Annotated in this window: 13 protein-coding genes; 4 read left to right on the forward strand and 9 right to left on the reverse strand. The window is 71.5% G+C overall.

What is annotated here, in order from left to right; genetic code table 11:
* Window positions 1–82 precede the first annotated feature (82 nt).
* The 5 genes from ABFT43_RS19635 to ABFT43_RS19655 all read right to left on the reverse strand — a co-directional run bounded on the left by ABFT43_RS19635 (window position 83) and on the right by ABFT43_RS19655 (window position 8,666).
* Window positions 83–898, reverse strand: coding sequence for a polyprenol monophosphomannose synthase (locus tag ABFT43_RS19635; protein WP_347961978.1), 816 nt, complete (start codon window positions 896–898; stop codon window positions 83–85).
* Window positions 882–2,642 (reverse strand): apolipoprotein N-acyltransferase, encoded by a 1,761-nt coding sequence (lnt, locus tag ABFT43_RS19640; protein WP_457590193.1) that lies wholly within the window; start codon window positions 2,640–2,642, stop codon window positions 882–884. Before lnt ends, ABFT43_RS19635 begins: the two co-directional genes overlap by 17 nt.
* A gap of 20 nt (window positions 2,643–2,662) precedes the next feature.
* Entirely contained in the window at window positions 2,663–4,303 is a 1,641-nt protein-coding gene (locus tag ABFT43_RS19645; RefSeq protein ID WP_347961979.1) for an amidohydrolase, read from the reverse strand.
* Between the two features lie 76 nt (window positions 4,304–4,379).
* The gene (locus ABFT43_RS19650) at window positions 4,380–4,916 is read right to left on the reverse strand and encodes an FxsA family protein (protein ID WP_347961980.1); all 537 of its coding nucleotides are present in this window, start codon (window positions 4,914–4,916) and stop codon (window positions 4,380–4,382) included.
* Between the two features lie 69 nt (window positions 4,917–4,985).
* Window positions 4,986–8,666, reverse strand: coding sequence for a cobaltochelatase subunit CobN (locus tag ABFT43_RS19655; protein ID WP_347961981.1), 3,681 nt, complete (start codon window positions 8,664–8,666; stop codon window positions 4,986–4,988).
* Between the two features lie 240 nt (window positions 8,667–8,906).
* On the opposite strand from ABFT43_RS19655, the gene ABFT43_RS19660 reads away from it, so the two are divergent.
* The 3 genes from ABFT43_RS19660 to cobJ all read left to right on the forward strand — a co-directional run bounded on the left by ABFT43_RS19660 (window position 8,907) and on the right by cobJ (window position 12,353).
* The gene (locus ABFT43_RS19660; protein WP_347961982.1) at window positions 8,907–10,070 is read left to right on the forward strand and encodes a precorrin-3B synthase; all 1,164 of its coding nucleotides are present in this window, start codon (window positions 8,907–8,909) and stop codon (window positions 10,068–10,070) included.
* 13 nt (window positions 10,071–10,083) lie between these two features.
* Window positions 10,084–10,707 carry a precorrin-8X methylmutase gene (locus ABFT43_RS19665; RefSeq protein WP_347961983.1) on the forward strand — a complete coding sequence of 208 codons (624 nt, stop codon included), beginning with the start codon at window positions 10,084–10,086 and terminating at the stop codon, window positions 10,705–10,707.
* 77 nt (window positions 10,708–10,784) lie between these two features.
* Window positions 10,785–12,353: a precorrin-3B C(17)-methyltransferase gene (cobJ, locus tag ABFT43_RS19670; protein WP_457590194.1), complete on the forward strand. Its 1,569-nt coding sequence runs from the start codon at window positions 10,785–10,787 to the stop codon at window positions 12,351–12,353.
* Here cobJ and ABFT43_RS19675 read toward each other — a convergent pair.
* The 4 genes from ABFT43_RS19675 to ABFT43_RS19690 are packed head-to-tail and all read right to left on the reverse strand — an operon-like array spanning window position 12,306 to window position 15,881.
* Window positions 12,306–13,091 (reverse strand): cobalt-precorrin-6A reductase, encoded by a 786-nt coding sequence (locus ABFT43_RS19675; RefSeq protein ID WP_347961985.1) that lies wholly within the window; start codon window positions 13,089–13,091, stop codon window positions 12,306–12,308. The genes cobJ and ABFT43_RS19675 overlap by 48 nt on opposite strands.
* Window positions 13,088–13,861, reverse strand: a complete 774-nt coding sequence (locus ABFT43_RS19680) for a cobalt-precorrin-4/precorrin-4 C(11)-methyltransferase (protein WP_347961986.1) — start codon at window positions 13,859–13,861, stop codon at window positions 13,088–13,090. The genes ABFT43_RS19675 and ABFT43_RS19680 overlap by 4 nt, the downstream gene beginning before the upstream one ends.
* The gene (gene cbiE / locus ABFT43_RS19685) at window positions 13,858–15,117 is read right to left on the reverse strand and encodes a precorrin-6y C5,15-methyltransferase (decarboxylating) subunit CbiE (protein ID WP_347961987.1); all 1,260 of its coding nucleotides are present in this window, start codon (window positions 15,115–15,117) and stop codon (window positions 13,858–13,860) included. Before cbiE ends, ABFT43_RS19680 begins: the two co-directional genes overlap by 4 nt.
* The gene (locus tag ABFT43_RS19690) at window positions 15,114–15,881 is read right to left on the reverse strand and encodes an SDR family NAD(P)-dependent oxidoreductase (protein WP_347961988.1); all 768 of its coding nucleotides are present in this window, start codon (window positions 15,879–15,881) and stop codon (window positions 15,114–15,116) included. Before ABFT43_RS19690 ends, cbiE begins: the two co-directional genes overlap by 4 nt.
* 62 nt (window positions 15,882–15,943) lie before the next feature.
* Between ABFT43_RS19690 and ABFT43_RS19695 the strand changes: the two genes are divergently transcribed.
* A complete protein-coding gene (locus ABFT43_RS19695) occupies window positions 15,944–16,345 on the forward strand; it encodes a pyridoxamine 5'-phosphate oxidase family protein (RefSeq protein ID WP_347961989.1) in 402 nt (133 codons plus the stop codon).
* Window positions 16,346–16,361: the final 16 nt, after the last annotated feature.

Below are 16,361 nucleotides of genomic sequence, written 5' to 3' on the forward strand. Positions count from 1 at the left end.
GCCGAAGCGTTTTCCGGTCGGTGTGACCCGCCTACACGCGTCCGGTGCTCACGGGTTCTTGCCGCTCACGGGTTCTTGCCGCTCACGGGTTCTTGCGGAGTCCAAGTCGTTCGAGGCGGCTCTGGATGCCCCAGGTAGCGACCTTGGTGAACGCCTCGGACATGACGCCACCACTCATCTTGGAGACGCCGAGCTCGCGCTCGGTGAAGGTGATGGGAACCTCGCGGACGTCGAAGCCGGCGCGAACGGTTCGCCAGGCGAGGTCGATCTGGAAGCAGTAACCGGCCGACTCGACGGTGTCCAGCTCGATCTTCTCCAGCACGATCCGCCGGTACGCGCGGAAGCCGGCGGTGATGTCGTGGATCCGCACGCCCAGCGCGATGCGTGCATACGTGTTGGCGCCGCGCGAGAGGAACTCGCGGTGCTTGGGCCAGTTGACGAGCTTGCCGCCCGGCACGTAGCGCGAGCCGATGGCGAGGTCGGCGCCGGCGTTGATGGCGTCGAAGAGGCGGTGCAGCTGTTCGGGCGCGTGGCTGCCGTCGGCGTCCATCTCGACGATGACCGGGTAGTCGCGCCCGAGCCCCCAGCCGAAACCGGCGAGGTAGGCGCGGCCGAGCCCGTCCTTCTCCTTGCGGTGCATGACGTGCACGCGCCCGGCGTCGGCGCGGGCCAGCTCGTCGGCGACCTCGCCGGTGCCGTCGGGGCTGGAATCGTCGACGACGAGCAGGTGCACGCCCGGCAGCGCTTGCTGGAGACGCCGGACGATCACCGGGAGGTTGTCGCGCTCGTTGAACGTCGGAACGACCACCAGCGCACCCGTTCCGTCGGTGCCGACCACGGGATTCGGCGAGTCTCCCGACTGCCGATCCCCTGTCGTGGCGTCAATCCCCGATGCCATCGAGCTCCTTAGTGTCGTCGGACGCCCGAGTGGCGCCCCTGCGGGACATGATTGTGAACCTAGTACGCGATACCAACGCAAACAAAAGCCCACCCACCGCCACGACGATCGCCAGTGCCTCGGGCCACACGCCGAGACGGGTCGCCAGGGTCTGGTCGTGGTGGAGAGGAAGCGTACTGGTCAGCACATCCGGCGTGAAGATGCCGGATTGCTCCGAGATCGAACCGTCGGGGTCGATGATCGCGCTCACACCGCTGGTCGCGGCGACGACCACGGCACGGCCGTGCTCGACGGCACGCACCTGGGACATCGCCAGCTGCTGGTAGGTCATCTGGGTGCGGCCGAAGGTCGCGTTGTTGGTCGGGACGAACAGCATCTGGGCGCCGTCGCGGACCGATTGCCGCGCGGCGCGGTCGAAGGCGACCTCCCAGCACGTCGCGACACCGACGGTGACCTCGCGCGAGTAACCGGGGACGGTCACCACCGCCGGGCCGTCGCCGGGCCTGAAGTTGCCGGCGAGATCGGCGTACGAGGAGAACAGCCGGAAGAACGGCCGCCACGGCAGGTACTCGCCGAACGGTTGCACGATGTGCTTGTCGTAGCGGTCGACCGGTCCCCTGGCGCCGTCCCAGACCAGCACCGAGTTGGTGGGCCGGCCGTCACGGTTGCGCAGCAGGGTGCCGACGAGGATCGGGGCGTCGACCGCCTCCGACGCGGCGGTGATGGAGGCGGCGGCGTCGGCGTTGTCGATCGGCGAGATGTCGGAGGCGTTCTCCGGCCACAGCACGAAGTCCGGGTGCGGCGCCCGCCCGGAGTCGATGGCGCGGCCGTACTGCAGCGTCGCGCGCACGTGGTTGTCGAGCACGGCGCGTCGCTGGGCGTTGAAGTCCAGGCCGAGGCGCGGCACGTTGCCCTGCACGGCCGCGATCCGCACCGAGGTCCCGGAGATCGTGCGGTCGACCGTCGACGGGGTCAGGGCGATCGCGGCGACGGGTGCGAGAAGGGCCAGCGCCACTGCCATGGTGCCCACCCGGACGTATCCGGTCGGCTGGTCGGCGGCGAGGGGATCCTTGGTCGCGCCGCGGCGCAGTGCGTCGCCGAGGATCAGCAGCACCCAGACGACCGAGGACCCGAACAGCGCCACCCCGGCGGACAGTCCGGGCGCGCCGATCACCGAGGCCAGCGGAAGCAGCGGACCGTCGACCTGACTGAAGGCGACCCTCCCCCACGGGAAACCGCCGAACGGGAAGGCCGAGCGCAGCGCCTCCACGAGCACCCACGACAGCGTGAACCACACCGGCGGCACCGGCAGGCGCATGGTGAGGGTCGCGATCGCCCCGAAGAGCGCGAGGTAGAGGGCGAGCGCCAGCGACAGCGCGACCCACGGCAGCGGCCCGACATAGACCCCGATCCACGGCAGGAGCGGCAGGAAGAAGGCCAGCCCGAAGACGAACCCGATCCACGCGCCGGTGCGCACCCGCGGACGGCCCACGTAGCCGGCCGCGAACAGCAGTCCGAGTGAGACGACGGCCAGGAACCAGAAGTTGCGGGGCGGGAACGCACCCCACATCGCGAGGCCGGCGACGATCGCGACCAGCGTGCGCAGCGCCCAGTCGAGGGGGAGCCGCTCGAGGCCCCACCGGAAACGGCCGAACCGGGTGCCGCGGGAGGTCTCGGCGCCGGGTGCCGTGCCCTCGACGTCCTCCGGCCCCGGGGTGTCCGGGGTTCTCGGGGTGCCGGTCATGTCCGACGGCGGGGCTGCGTTCACGTGGCGTCCCGGTCGTAGAGGACCTGTCCGCGGTGCACGGTGCGCACGCAGCGCGGCAGCTCGGCGCCCGGCGACACGTCCGGCAGCGCCGGCACCCGGGACCGCGGGTCGGTCGACCAGCGCTGCACCTTCTCGTGCGACCCGGCCACGACGAACTCGTCGGCCTCCCACACCGCGTAGCTCGCCGGGGCGCCCGGGGTGAGCGTGCCGGTGAGACCGTCGTTGACACCACCGGCGCGCCAGCCGCCGCGGGTGGCGGCGGCGAAAGCGCCGCGCGGGGAGATCGCGTTGGTGGCCCGGTGATGGTGCACCGCCGCGCGGATGGTGGCCCATGGGTCGATCGGCGTCACCGGAGCGTCGGACGAGAATGACAGCGCCACACCGGTTTTCGCGAGCATCGCGAAGTCGTTGAGGCTCGCCGCGCGCTCGGCGCCGAGGCGGGTCTCGTACAGGTCGCCCGGTCCGCCCCACTCGGCGTCGAACAGCGGCTGCATGCTGGCGATGACGCCGCAGCGGGAGAGCACCTCGGCCTGGGCGGCGGTCACCATCTCGGCATGCTCGAGGCGGTGGGCGCAGCGTGCGAGGGCCGGGGTGCCGAGCTCGTCGGCGAGGTCGGTCAACGCGTCGACGACGGCACCGGTCGCCGCGTCGCCGATGACGTGAAAACCGGCCTGGATCCCGGCGAGCGTGCAGCCGCGCAGGTGGTCGCGGATGGTGTCGGCGTCGAGGTAGCTGATACCGCTGGTGTGCGGGTCGTCGGTGTAGGGCTCGGTGAGCCAGGCGGTGTGTGAGCCGATGGCGCCGTCGATGAACAGGTCGCCACCGAGCGCGTCGGCACGGGTGATGCCCAGGAGTTCGGCCGCGTGGTCGGCGTCGGTGACCGCCTGTCCCCAGTACCGCCGGATCTCGACCGGGTGGTCGAGATCGGCGAGCGCGAGGAAATCCTCGAGTCCGCTGATGTCCGGACCGCCGTTCTCGTGGACCGCGACCACGCCGTGTGCGGCGGCGACGTCGAGGGCGCGGCGCTGGGCGCGTTCCCGCTGCGCGGCGGTGACCAGCTGCCGGGCGGCCCCGCGGACGAGGTGGTGCGCCTCGGCGACCAGCGGCTCCTCCGGGTGGTAACCGACCGCGTTCTCCAGCTCGGGAACCAGACGGCGCAGCGCGGTCGACGCGACCGCGGAGTGTTCGTCGACCCGGGCCAGATAGACCGGGCGGGCGCCGACGACGGCGTCGAGTTCGGTGGTCGTCGGGAATCGGCCGTCCTCGGGTGCGGCACCGGACCAGGTCGAGTCGTCCCAACCGAGGCCCCAGAGGAGCTCACCCTCGTCATGCCCTGCTGCGGCGTCGGCTGCGATGGCCTTCTCGACGAGCTGGAGACAGTGCGTGCGGCTCGTCGCCTCGTTGAGCGTCAGACCGTCGAGCGCGAGGCCAGTGGAGGTGAGGTGGACGTGGGAGTCGACGAAGCCCGGCGTCACGAACAACCCGTTCAGGTCGATGATCTCCGCGTCGGGGTGCAGGGCCCGGCCGACGTCGTCGGTTCCGACCCACACCACCACGCCGTCGGTGATGGCCATGGCGGTCGCGTCGGGAGCGGCCGCCGAATACACGATTCCACCGAGAAGCAGTTGGGTTGCCACGATCGTCCAGTCTGCCTTGCCGTGCGTGAATACAGCCGAGAGGGGTCCGGGCGTCCCGGGAGTGTCCCCGCGGATCTCAGCGGGTGGGCGGCAACCGGCGGCCGGTCATCGGATTCGTGTTCGTGCCGGGGACGTCGACCACCACACCATCCACGACCCCGCCGGTGCCCACCCCGCCGTCGATCACGGTGCCGTCGACGGTGACGCGGGAGTCGCGGAAGGCTCCGGTCGCGTAGAGGCCGGCGCGGTCCATGGCGGACGCGACGCGCCGGGCGCCGAGTGCGATGACCAGCGGTCGCAGCACCCTGCGGGTCGGCGGGAACAGCATCAGCATGCCGACGACCGTCGACACCACCCCGGGGATGACCAGGAGCAGGGTCGACGCCGCGACGACCGCGGTGTCGGCGAGCGGGGTGCGGGGATCGACCTCGTTGTTCGCGGCCCGGCGCAGTTCGCCGATGACCTTGCGGCCCTGCCGGCGCAAGGTGAGAAATCCGAGCACACCGGCGCCGATGGTGATCAGCACCGCCCATGCGAAACCGAGCGTCATCGCCATCGCGACGAACGCGGCGATCTCCAACAGGGCATATACGGCGAACCAGCGCAGTGCCATGGTCTTTCCACCTGTCTTTCGAATGCGGCTTGACGGGGCAACGAACGACGGGGCCGTTTTGCTCCCGGGCTACTCCCCGCGCGCCTCGATGTCGCCCTCGGTGTCCAGGAACACGGTGCGCAACTCGTCGAGGAGCTCGGCGGGTGGCTCGTGCCACATGTCCCGTTCGACCGCTTCGAGAAGGCGCTCGGCGATGCCGTGCAATGCCCACGGGTTGGACCTCTGCATGAACTCGCGGTTGGTCTCGTCGAGGACGTAGGACTCGGTGAGCTTCTCGTACATCCAGTCGGCGACGACGTCGGTGGTGGCGTCGTAGCCGAACAGGTAGTCGACGGTCGCGGCCATCTCGAAGGCCCCCTTGTAGCCGTGGCGCTGCATCGCCGAGATCCAGCGGGGATTGACGACGCGGGCCCGGAAGACGCGGGCGGTCTCCTCGGAGAGGGTCCGGGTCCGCACCGAGTCGGGGCGGGTGCTGTCGCCGATGTACGCCTCGGGTGAGGAGCCGGTCAGCGCGCGGACCGTCGCGACCATGCCGCCGTGGTACTGGAAGTAGTCGTCGGAGTCGGCGATGTCGTGTTCGCGGGTGTCGGTGTTCTTGGCCGCGACCGCGATCCGCTTGTAGGCGGCGCGCATGTCGTCGACCGCGGGGACACCGTCGAGCCCACGTCCGTAGGCGTAGCCTCCCCACTCGGTGTAGACGCGGGCCAGGTCCTCGTCGCTGCGCCAGTCGCGCGAGTCGATGAGCTGCAGGATCCCTGCGCCGTAGGTGCCCGGCTTGGATCCGAAGACCCGGGTGACCGCACGCCGGTGGTCGCCGTGGTCGGCCATCGACTCCCGGACGTGGGCTGCGACGAAGTTCTGGTCGTCGGGTTCGTCGGCGGCGGCGGCGAGTGCGACCGCGTCGTCGAGCATGGCCACCACGTGTGGGAAGGCGTCGCGGAAGAAACCGGATATGCGCACGGTGACGTCGATGCGGGGGCGGCCGAGTTCGGCGAGGTCGATGAGTTCGAGGTCGACCACGCGGCGCGACATCTCGTCCCAGACCGGCATCACGCCGAGCAGCGCGAGGACCTCCGCGATGTCGTCGCCTGCGGTTCGCATGGCACTGGTCCCCCACACGGACAGACCGACCGACGCCGGGTGGTGACCGTGGTCGGCGACGTAACGCTCGAGCAGCGAGTCGGCCATCGCGCGACCGGTCCCCCACGCCAGACGCGACGGCACCGCCTTGGGGTCGACGGAATAGAAGTTGCGGCCGGTGGGGAGCACGTTGATCAGGCCGCGCAGCGGCGACCCGCTGGGGCCGGCCGGGATGAAGCCGCCGTCGAGGGCGTGCAGGATGCGCGGCACCTCGGCGGTGGTCTGACGCAGCCGCGGGACGACCTCGGTGGCGGCGAAGCGGAGGACGTCGCCGACCTTCTCGGGCAGTCCGGCGGTCACGTCGGCGACGGCGGCCTCCGACCAGTCGCCCTTGGCGCACGCGGCGACGAGTTCGCGGGCCCGGGCCTCGACGGTGTCGACGGCGGCGCGGTCGGCATCACCGTCCTCGGTCAGCCCGAGCGCTTCGCGCAGGCCCGGGAGCGCGGTGGTGCCGCCCCAGAGCTGGCGGGCCCGCAGCATCGCGAGGACGAGGTCGACCTCGGAGTCGTCGCGCGGGGGTTCGCCGAGCACGTGCAGGCCGTCGCGGATCTGGACGTCCTTGATCTCGCAGAGCCAGCCATCGACGTGCAACAGCATGTCGTCGAAGACCTCTTCGTCGGGCCGTTCGGTGAGCCCGAGGTCGCGGTCCATCTTGGCGGCGGTGAGCAGCGTCCAGATCTGCTGGCGGATCGCCGGGAGTTTCGCCGGGTCGAGGGCGGAGATGTTGGCGTGCTCGTCGAGCAGTTGCTCGAGGCGGGCGATGTCGCCGTATGACTCGGCGCGCGCCATCGGCGGGATGAGGTGATCGACGAGGACCGCGTGGGCACGTCGCTTGGCCTGTGTCCCCTCCCCCGGGTCGTTGACGAGGAAGGGGTAGACGAGCGGTAGGTCGCCGAGCGCGGCATCGGTGCCACACGCGGCGGACATGCCGAGGTTCTTGCCGGGCAGCCACTCGAGGTTTCCGTGCTTGCCGACGTGGACGATGGCGTCGGCCCCGAAGCCGTGCATCCCGGAACCGTGCATCCCGGAACCGTGGACCCCCGAACCAGGTATCGCGGAACCGTTGTGGCGGGCGGCAATCCAGCGGTAGGACGCCAGGTAGTGGTGCGACGGCGGCAGGTCGGGATCGTGGTAGATCGCGACCGGGTTCTCCCCGAATCCGCGGGGCGGCTGCACCATGATGGCGATGTTGCCGAAGGTCAGTGCGGCGATGACGATGTCGCCGTCGGGGTTGCGGCTGCGGTCGACGAACAGCTCGCCGGGCGCCTCGCCCCAGTGTTCGGTCACCGCGTCGCGGAGTTCGGCGGGCAACGTGTCGAACCAGGCCCGGTACTCGGCGGCGGGCAGGCGGATCGGGTTGGCCGCGAGGGTCTCCTCGGTCAGCCAGTCCGGATCCTGGCCGCCGGCGGCGATGACGGCGTGGATCAGTGCATCGGAATCGTCTTCTGCCAGGCCGGGAATCGAATCCGGGCCGGATTCGGGGCCGAGGTCGTAGCCGGCGGCGCGCAGCGCGGACAGCAGGCGCAGGAGGCTGCGCGGGGTGTCGAGGCCGACGGCGTTGCCGATGCGGGAGTGCTTGGTCGGATACGCCGACAGCATGATGGCGATCCGCTTGTCCGCGGCCGGGATCCGGCGGAGGCGGGCGTGGGACACGGCGATTCCGGCGACGCGGGCGCAACGCTCGGGGTCGGGCTGGTACCAGGGCAGGCCGTCGTCGTCGAACTCCTTGAAGGAGAACGGGACCGTGATGATGCGACCGTCGAACTCCGGCACCGCCACCTGGGTCGCGACGTCGAGGGGTGACAGCCCGTCGTCGCTCGCCTCCCAGTCGGCGCGGGATCCGGTGAGGCACAAGCCCTGCAGGATCGGGATGTCGAGGGCGGCGAGGCGTTCGACGTTCCATGCCTCGTCGTCGCCGCCCGCCGACGCGGTCGCCGGCGTGGCGCCGCCGGCGGCCAGCACCGTGACGACGAGGGCGTCGGCGGTGCCGAGCAGCTCGATCAGCTCGTCGGGGGCGGTGCGCAGCGAGGCGCAGAACACCGGGAGCACCCGGGCGCCGCGCTCCTCGATGGCGCGGCAGAGGGCCTCGACGTAGCGGGTGTTCCCGGCCAGGTGCTGGGCTCGGTAGTAGAGCACGGCGACGGTGGGCCCGTCCCCGGAGTGGTGCTGATCGCGGGACAGGACTCCCCACGTCGGGGTCTGCCGGGGCGGTTCGAAGCCGTGGCCGGTGAACAGCACCGTGTCGGACAGGAAGTGGTGCAGGTGCACCAGGTTGTCCACCCCGCCGGCGGCGAGGTAGTCGTGGGCCTGCGCCACGACACCGGCCGGCACCGTGGAGTGCGCCATCAGGTCCGGGTCGGGCTGCTGCTCACCGGAGAGCACCACGAGGGGTTTGCCGGTCGCCTCGACCGCGGCCAGCCCGTCCTCCCAGGCGCGGACACCGCCGAGGATGCGGACGACGATCAGATCGGTGTCGGCGGCCAGGTCGCCGATGTCCTCGACGAGGAGTCGGGCCGGGTTGGCGCCGCGGTAGGAGACCTCGGGGTTCGCGTCGTCGGCGGCGGCCGCCGTGAGCAGGTCGGTATCCGAGGTCGAGAGCAGCAGGATCATTGTGTCTCCTCGCCGGGTTGTCGCGCCCGGGGTGCGGTCGGGTCCGTGCGGGGAGGCTGGTCTGGCTCGGGTGTCCGGGTGACCCGGCATCCCCTCACAGTGGCGCGACCGCGCCGGATTCCCACCGGCTTCAGCCCCCTCGCGATACGGGTCACAGCCTACGGCGACGCGACGCCGGTCGGCCCATGCGGGGCCACCTGCCCCCGGCCCCGGGTGACCGGGCGGTCGTACGCTGGTGGGATGACTCAGGTCAGGACGTCGGCCGACCGCTGCCCGGGGGTGTTCAGCACCCACGAGGCGCAGGACGGCGCACTCGCCCGGATCCGCCTGCCCGGGGGTCGGATCCGCGCCGATCAGCTCGCGACCCTCGCGCAGACCGCGTCGGCACATGCCGACGGGTTCCTCGAGCTCACCGTGCGCGGCAATCTGCAGCTGCGTGGGATCACCGACGTGGACGCGGTCGCCGGGGCCGTCGTGTCGGCCGGGCTCGCGCCGGGTTCCGCACACGACAAGGCGCGAAACATCGCGGTCAGCCCGCTGACCGGACGCATCGGCGGTCTCGCGGACGCATCCGATCTGATCGCCGCACTCGATGATGCGCTGCGTGCCCATCCGGATGCGGCCCGCGTCTCCGGACGGTTCCTGTTCGCCGTCGACGACGGCCGCGGCGACATGGTGCGCCGCAATCCCGACGCGTGCGCGCTGCTCCGGGCGGCCGAGCCGCTGACGGCCGACATCGTCGTCGACGGCACCGCGGTGGGCTCGGCGTCGGGCGTCGACGGGATCGTCACGTCGCTGATCTCGGTGGCCACCACGTTGCAGGAGGTCGCCCCCGGCGCGTGGCGCGTCCGGGATCTGGGAGCCGAGGACCGTGCCCGGCTGCATCAGCTGCTGGCCGCGCGGCATGATCCGGTGATCGGCGAGGATGGGGACGCCGACGCCCCGCGGTCGCAGACCCCGTCGCCGATCGTCGGATGGTTCGACCAGGACGACGGTTCGGTGTTGCTGGGCTGCGTCGTCGAGTTGGGCCGGCTGCCCGCGCGGCTCGCGGAGTTCCTCGCCGCCATCGAGAAGCCGATCGTGTTCACCCCCGACCGGGAGATCCTCATCTGCGACCTGTCCGAGGGCGTCGCGGAAACGGTCGTGCGCGTGCTGGCACCGATGGGCCTGATCTTCGACGCGGAGTCGCCGTGGGCGCGGCTGAGCTGCTGCGTGGGCGCCCCCGGCTGCGGCCGGGCGCACACCCGCGTGCGGGAGGATGTCGTCGCGCATGTGCAGGCCGGTCTGCCGATCGCCGACCGGGAACACTGGGTGGGGTGTGACCGCCGATGCGGCTCCCCCGCCACCGAACACCTGTTGGTGCAGGCCACGCCCGACGGCGAATACGAGCGGCGACGCCGCTAGGCTCGACCGCACCATGACCGAGTACTTGCGCGACGGCGCTGCGATCTATCGACAGTCCTTTGCCACGATCCGCGCGGAGTCGGATCTGTCCGCGTTCGCCCCGGATGTCGCGACCGTGGTGGTGCGGATGATCCACGCGTGCGGCCAAACCGACCTGACCCGCGACGTCGTCGCCACACCGGGCGTGGTCACCGCCGCACGCGGCGCGCTCGAGGCCGGCGCGCCCATCCTCTGCGACGCGTCGATGGTGGCGTCCGGGATCACCCGCAAGCGCCTGCCCGCCGACAACGAGGTGCTCTGCCACCTCTCGGAGCCGGGGTTGCCGGAGCTCGCCGAGCAGATGGGCACCACGAGAACCGCTGCAGCGCTCCAGTTCTGGCTGCCACGGCTCGACGGTGCGGTGGTCGCGATCGGCAACGCCCCGACCGCGCTGTTCGCACTGCTCGACCTGATCGACGAGGGGGCCCCGAAGCCGGCGGCGATCGTCGGCGCCCCGGTCGGTTTCGTCGGCGCGGCGGAGTCGTGCGAGGCGCTCGCCGCCCGCACCGACCTCGAGTTCATCACGGTCAAGGGGCGACGCGGCGGCTCGGCGATCACCGCCGCCGCGGTCAACGCGCTGGCCACCCCGAAGGAGTGAACGTGTCCGCAGCGGAGAACGGTGTGAAGCAGGGCAAGCTCTGGGGTGTCGGACTGGGCCCCGGCGACAGCGAACTCATGACGGTGAAGGCGGCGCGGGTCATCGGCGCCGCCGACGTGATCGCATATCACTGTGCGCGTCACGGCAACAGCATCGCCCGGTCGGTGGCGGAGCCGTATCTGCGGGACGGGCAGACCGAGGAACGGCTGATGTATCCGGTCACCACGGAGACCACCGACCATCCCGGCGGGTACCAGGGGGCGCTCGACGACTTCTACGCGGAGAGCGCCGAGCGGCTGGCCGAGCACCTGCGCGCGGGGCGCGACGTCGTGCTGCTGGCCGAGGGCGATCCGCTCTTCTACAGCTCGTACATGCACATGCACAAGCGGCTGTCCCCGCACTTCGAGGCCGAGATCGTGCCCGGTGTGACGTCGGTGAGCGCGGCGTCGGCGGCGACCGGCGTGCCGCTCGTCGAGGGCGACGAGACCCTGACGGTCGTGCCCGGCACCGCGTCGACCGAGGAGCTGCTGTTCCGGTTCCGTTCGGCCGACGCCATCGTCGTGATGAAGCTGGGCCGCACCTTCGAGCGGGTGCGGGAGGCGTTGCGGCAGGCGGGGCGTCTCGACGAGGCGTTCTACGTCGAACGGGCGTCGACGACGGTCGAGCGGGTGCTGCCCGCGGCCGAGGTGGACCCGGCCGAGGTGCCCTACTTCTCGATCCTCATCGTCCCCGGCCGGCGGAACAATCCGCGGTTCGAGCCCGCGCCGGTGCCCGGCGAGCTCGTGGTCGTCGGCCTGGGTCCGGGTCACGACAGCTGGACGACCCCGGAGGTGCGCACCGAGCTCGCGCGGGCTACCGACCTCGTCGGCTACACCACCTACCTGAAACGGGTCACTCCGCGGCCCGGTCAGCGGGTACATCCCAGCGACAACCGGGTCGAGGCCGAACGAGCCGAATTCGCACTTGATCTCGCGCGTCGGGGCGCCCGGGTGGCCGTGGTGTCGTCGGGCGATCCCGGGGTGTTCGCGATGGCGGCCGCGGTCGCCGAGGTCGCGTCGGAGCCGCAATGGCACGACGTGCGCGTCCGCGTGGTGCCCGGGATGACGGCGGCGAGCGCGGTGGCCGCGGCGGTCGGCGCCCCGCTGGGACACGACTTCGCGGTGATCTCGTTGTCCGACCGGCTCAAGCCGTGGTCGGTGATCGAGCGCCGGATCAAGGCGGCCCTGGCCGCGGATCTGGTGATCGCGATCTACAACCCGGGCTCGCGCAGCCGCACCTGGCAGGTCGGCGCGCTGAAACACACGCTGCTGCAAACGGTCTCCCCGGACCGCGTCGTCGTGCTCGGTCGCGACGTGGGCGGTGCGGAGCAGTCGCTGACCACGACCACGGTGGCGGAGTTCGATCCGGAGGTGGTCGACATGCGGACGCTGATCATCATCGGCTCGTCGGCGACCAGGGCGGTGCCCCGAGCCGCGGGTCGGCTGGTCTTCACACCGCGGCACTACGAGGTCGGTGGCCACGACGCCGGTGGCGCCGACGCCACCGGCACCGGGATGGGCCGCGCGACGCCGGCCGGTCCCGCCACGGCGCCGGCCGGTTCAGCGGAGGAGCCCCTCGAGCAGAGCGCGGGCGGACTCGACGTCTGACACCGTCGGGACGTCGGGTTCGGCCGGCCGGTCGACGACGACCACGTCGATGCCGAGGGTGGCCGCGGCGTCGAGTTTGGCCTTGGTGAGCGATCCCCCGCTGTTCTTCGTGACCAGCAGGTCGATCTCGTTGCGGCGGAGCAGCTCGAGTTCGGAGGCGTAGTCGTACGGACCGCGCGAGCGCAGGATCTCGTGCCGCGGCGGCAACGCCGACGTCGGCGGGTCGACGACGCGGATGAGGAACCAGGCGGTGTGGATGTCGGCGAAGACGCCGACGTCCTGACGCCCGGTGGTGAGCAGGACCCGTGTGCCGCGGCGTCGCACCGCATCGGCCGCCGCGGGCAGGTCCGGGACCCGGACCCAGCGATCCCTCTCGCCGGGCACCCACGGGTCGCGGCGCAACCGGAGCAGCGGCACGCCGGCTCGGGCCGCCGCCTGCGCGGCGTTACGGGTGATGGTCGCGGCGAACGGGTGCGTGGCGTCGACCACTACACGAATCCTGTTGGAGGCCAGCCACTCCCGTAGTCCGTCGACACCGCCGAATCCGCCGATGCGGACCGGCCCGACGGGTAGGCGCGGATTGCCGACGCGCCCGGCGAGCGAGCTGATGAACGAGTAGCCCGCGTCGTCGAGCGCGGCGGCGAGTGCCCGGGCCTCACCGGTGCCGCCGAGGATGAGGATCTCCGGGGTGGGTTCGATCGGGTCGGTCCGCCCGTTGGGTTCGGTCGGTTCGGTCATGGGTGGGAGTCGCTGCGCAGCTTGGTCATACGGGCGTGCGAATACAGATAGCTGTCGGTGACCCCGGGGTGGGTCGCGGCGTCGAGGACCTTGCCGACGAAGATGACCGCGGTCTTCCGGATGTCCGCGGCGGCGAGGGTCTCGGGCAGCCGTCGCAGCGGGCAGCGTACGATCTGCTGGTTCGCCCGGCTTGCGAATGCGACCGTGGCCGTGGGGCATTCAGCGCCGTAGTGGGGCGTCAGCGCCTCGACGATCTGCTCGGCACGATGCGCGGCCAGGTGCAGCGCGAGTGTGACGCCGGTGGCTGCGAGGCCGGCGAGGTCCTCCCCCGGCGGCATGTCGGTCGACAGGGTCGACACCCGGGTGATGAGCAGGCTCTGCCCGAGGCCGGGCACGGTGAGTTCGGTGTCGAGGGCGGCCGCGGCCGCGGCGAAGGCCGGTACGCCCGGGACGATCTCGTACGGGATGTTTCGGGCGCGCAGCTCGCGCTGCTGTTCGGCGAGAGCCGAGTAGAGGGACAGGTCACCGGAGTGCAGGCGGGCGACGTCGTCGCCGCGGGCGTGGGCGGCGGCGACGTGGGCGACGATGTCGGTGAGCGGCATCCGGGCGGTGTCGACGAGGGTCGCACCGTCGGGACAGAGGTCGAGCAGCTCGCCGGGAACGAGTGAGCCCGCGTAGAGACAGGTGCGGCACTCTCCCAGCAGCCGCGCTCCACGCAGCGTGATCAGATCCGGGGCTCCGGGGCCGGCGCCGATGAAATAGACGGTCACGACTCATCCTCCGGCGAGGTCGTGCGTGCGGGCTTGGTGGCGGCCCACTGGACGATCGGCAGTGCGGGGCGCCAGGTGGACATCGTGCCGAGTGGCGCGAGGGTTTCCACCGACAAACGGCGCAGCGTTCCGCCGAGCTCGCCGTGCCGGCGGATGAGGATCGACTGGTTCTCCACGGTGACCGCGTTGACGACGATCCGGCCGCCGTCGCGCAGGGCGGCCCAGGCGAGGTCGAGGACCTCGTCGTCGAGTCCGCCGCCGATGAACACCGTGTCGGGCGTCGGGGCGTCGGCGAGGGCGTCGGGCGCGGCACCACGGACCGTGAGCCGGTGGGCGACGCCGTGTCGTCGGGCGTTGGACGAGAGCCGGCGCGCGCGATCGGGATCGCGTTCGAAGGCGATCGCGCGGCCGCGGACGTCGGCGCGGAGCCATTCGATCGTCACGCTGCCCGATCCGGCGCCGATGTCCCAGAGCAGTTGGGGCCCAGCCGGCTCCAGGGCGGCGACGGTGGCCGCACGGATCGTCGACTTGGTGATCTGGCCGTCGTGGTCGTAGGCGTCGTCGTCGCGGCCGGGCGCCCGGGAGGACCGGGGACCGGCGCAGTCGATCGCGACGATGTTGAGCGGATCGGGTTCCGGGTACGACCAGGTGTGGGCGGGCGAGGAGTACACGCGTTCACCGGGTCCGCCGAGTTGTTCCAGGACGGTGACGGTCGAGTCGCCGAAACCGTTGTCCACCAGGATCTTCGCGATCGCCGCGGGCGTGTTCTGATCGCGGCTCAGGACCAGGACACGGGCCCCGTCGGTGGTCTCGGTGAGGACGATCTCGGGGTCGGCGGTGACGGCGCTGACGACACGGGTCGTCGCGAGGTCCCAGCCGAGCCGGGCGCAGGCGTGACCGGCGCTGGACACCGCGGGGATGACGCGGACCCGGTCGGCACCGACGCGGGAGACGATGCTCGCGCCTACCCCGTGGAACATCGGGTCGCCGCTGGCGAGGATGTGGACGGTCCCGGTAGACGCCGCGTCGGCATCCGTTCCGGCGAGGACGGCGGCGAGGTGTTCCGACATCGGCGACCGCCAGGCGATCCGGTCGCCGGCCAGTTCGGCCGCGGCCTCGTCGAGGAGTGCGAGTTGCCGTGCGGCGCCGAAGATCACGCGGGCGCCACGGAGTTCGTCCCGAGCGTGGTCGCCGAGCCCGCGCCACCCGTCGGCGCCGATGCCGACGACGACGAATCCGGCGCCGACACGGCTCATCGGGGCAGCCTCCGCCAGATCGGGCGCGGGAGCAGACGCATGCCGAAGAAGATCGGGCGCAGCATCCACGGGATCCACACCTCGCCGCGTCCCTTGCGATAGGCGCGGGCGACGGCGTCGGCCACCTGGTCGGGGGTCTTCGACATCGGGGCAGGCTTCACCCCGGACTCCATGAGTTCACGGGTCATCGAACCGATGACGAATCCGGGCCGGGCGAGCAGGAGGCGGACACCGGTGCCGTGAAGCGAGTCCGCCATGCCGCTCGCGAATCCGTCGAGACCGGCCTTGGTGGAGCCGTACACGTAGTTGGCGCGGCGTACCCGGATGCCGGCGACCGAGGAGAAGACGATCATCGTGCCGGATCCCTGTTCCCGCACCGCCTTGGCCAACGGGATCAGCACGCTGACGTGGGCGTAGTAGTCGGTATGGGCGATCTGCAGGGCGTGGGCGACGTCGTTTTCGGCGCGCTCCTGGTCGCCGAGGATGCCGAAGGCGATGATCGCGATGCCGATCGGCCCGAATCTCGACACGAGCGAGTCGATCAGCGCAGGGTGGCCGTCGGTGTCGTTCGCGTCGAAGGCGACGGTGTGGACCTCGGTGGCACCGGCGGCGAGGAGCCGGGCGGTCTCGTCGGCGAGGTCGTCGGGCCGGCGGGCGGCGAGCACCACGGTGCGGCCGGCGGCGAGTCGTTCGGCCGTGGCCACTCCGATCTCGCTCCGTCCGCCGAAGAGCACGAGCGAGCCTGGGGACCGGTGAGACGCCATGGCAGCAGTATCGCATCAGGCCTTCCGCCTCCGGCCCGCCGCGTCGCGCTAGCGTGGCACCCATGCCACGCACGCCTTCCGACATCGGGCCCGCCGCCACCGAATTCCTCACCGAACGCCATCTGGGCACGCTCGTGACCCTGCGCTCGGACGGCACACCGCATTCGGTCGCCGTCGGGTTCACCTGGGATGCCGACGCGCAGCTCGCCCGCGTCATCACCTTCGAGGGCAGCCAGAAGGTGCGCAACACCGAACGCGGCGGCTATGCGGCGGTGACCAACGTCGACGGCCCGCGGTGGCTGACGCTCGAGGGACCTGCCCGGGTGAGCCGCGATCCCGAGCGGGTGCGGGAGGCCGAGGAACGCTACGCGCGCCGGTATCGGCAGCCGAAGCCCAACCCGCGCCGCGTCGTCATCGAGATCGAGGTGACGCGTGTGCTGGGGTCGGCGTCGTTGTTCGAGTGAGTCTGCCGTACGGCGG

This window comes from Gordonia aurantiaca, assembly GCF_039939235.1.
GTDB lineage: Bacteria > Actinomycetota > Actinomycetes > Mycobacteriales > Mycobacteriaceae > Gordonia.

Coding starts and splice junctions, on each gene's coding strand:
- ABFT43_RS19635 (WP_347961978.1), bottom strand. CDS start 898: ATGGCATCGGGGATTGACGCCACGACAGGGGATCGGCAGTCGGGAGAC.
- lnt (WP_457590193.1), bottom strand. CDS start 2,642: ATGACCGGCACCCCGAGAACCCCGGACACCCCGGGGCCGGAGGACGTC.
- ABFT43_RS19650 (WP_347961980.1), bottom strand. CDS start 4,916: ATGGCACTGCGCTGGTTCGCCGTATATGCCCTGTTGGAGATCGCCGCG.
- ABFT43_RS19655 (WP_347961981.1), bottom strand. CDS start 8,666: ATGATCCTGCTGCTCTCGACCTCGGATACCGACCTGCTCACGGCGGCC.
- ABFT43_RS19660 (WP_347961982.1), top strand. CDS start 8,907: ATGACTCAGGTCAGGACGTCGGCCGACCGCTGCCCGGGGGTGTTCAGC.
- ABFT43_RS19665 (WP_347961983.1), top strand. CDS start 10,084: ATGACCGAGTACTTGCGCGACGGCGCTGCGATCTATCGACAGTCCTTT.
- cobJ (WP_457590194.1), top strand. CDS start 10,785: ATGACGGTGAAGGCGGCGCGGGTCATCGGCGCCGCCGACGTGATCGCA.
- ABFT43_RS19675 (WP_347961985.1), bottom strand. CDS start 13,091: ATGACCGAACCGACCGAACCCAACGGGCGGACCGACCCGATCGAACCC.
- cbiE (WP_347961987.1), bottom strand. CDS start 15,117: ATGAGCCGTGTCGGCGCCGGATTCGTCGTCGTCGGCATCGGCGCCGAC.
- ABFT43_RS19690 (WP_347961988.1), bottom strand. CDS start 15,881: ATGGCGTCTCACCGGTCCCCAGGCTCGCTCGTGCTCTTCGGCGGACGG.
- ABFT43_RS19695 (WP_347961989.1), top strand. CDS start 15,944: ATGCCACGCACGCCTTCCGACATCGGGCCCGCCGCCACCGAATTCCTC.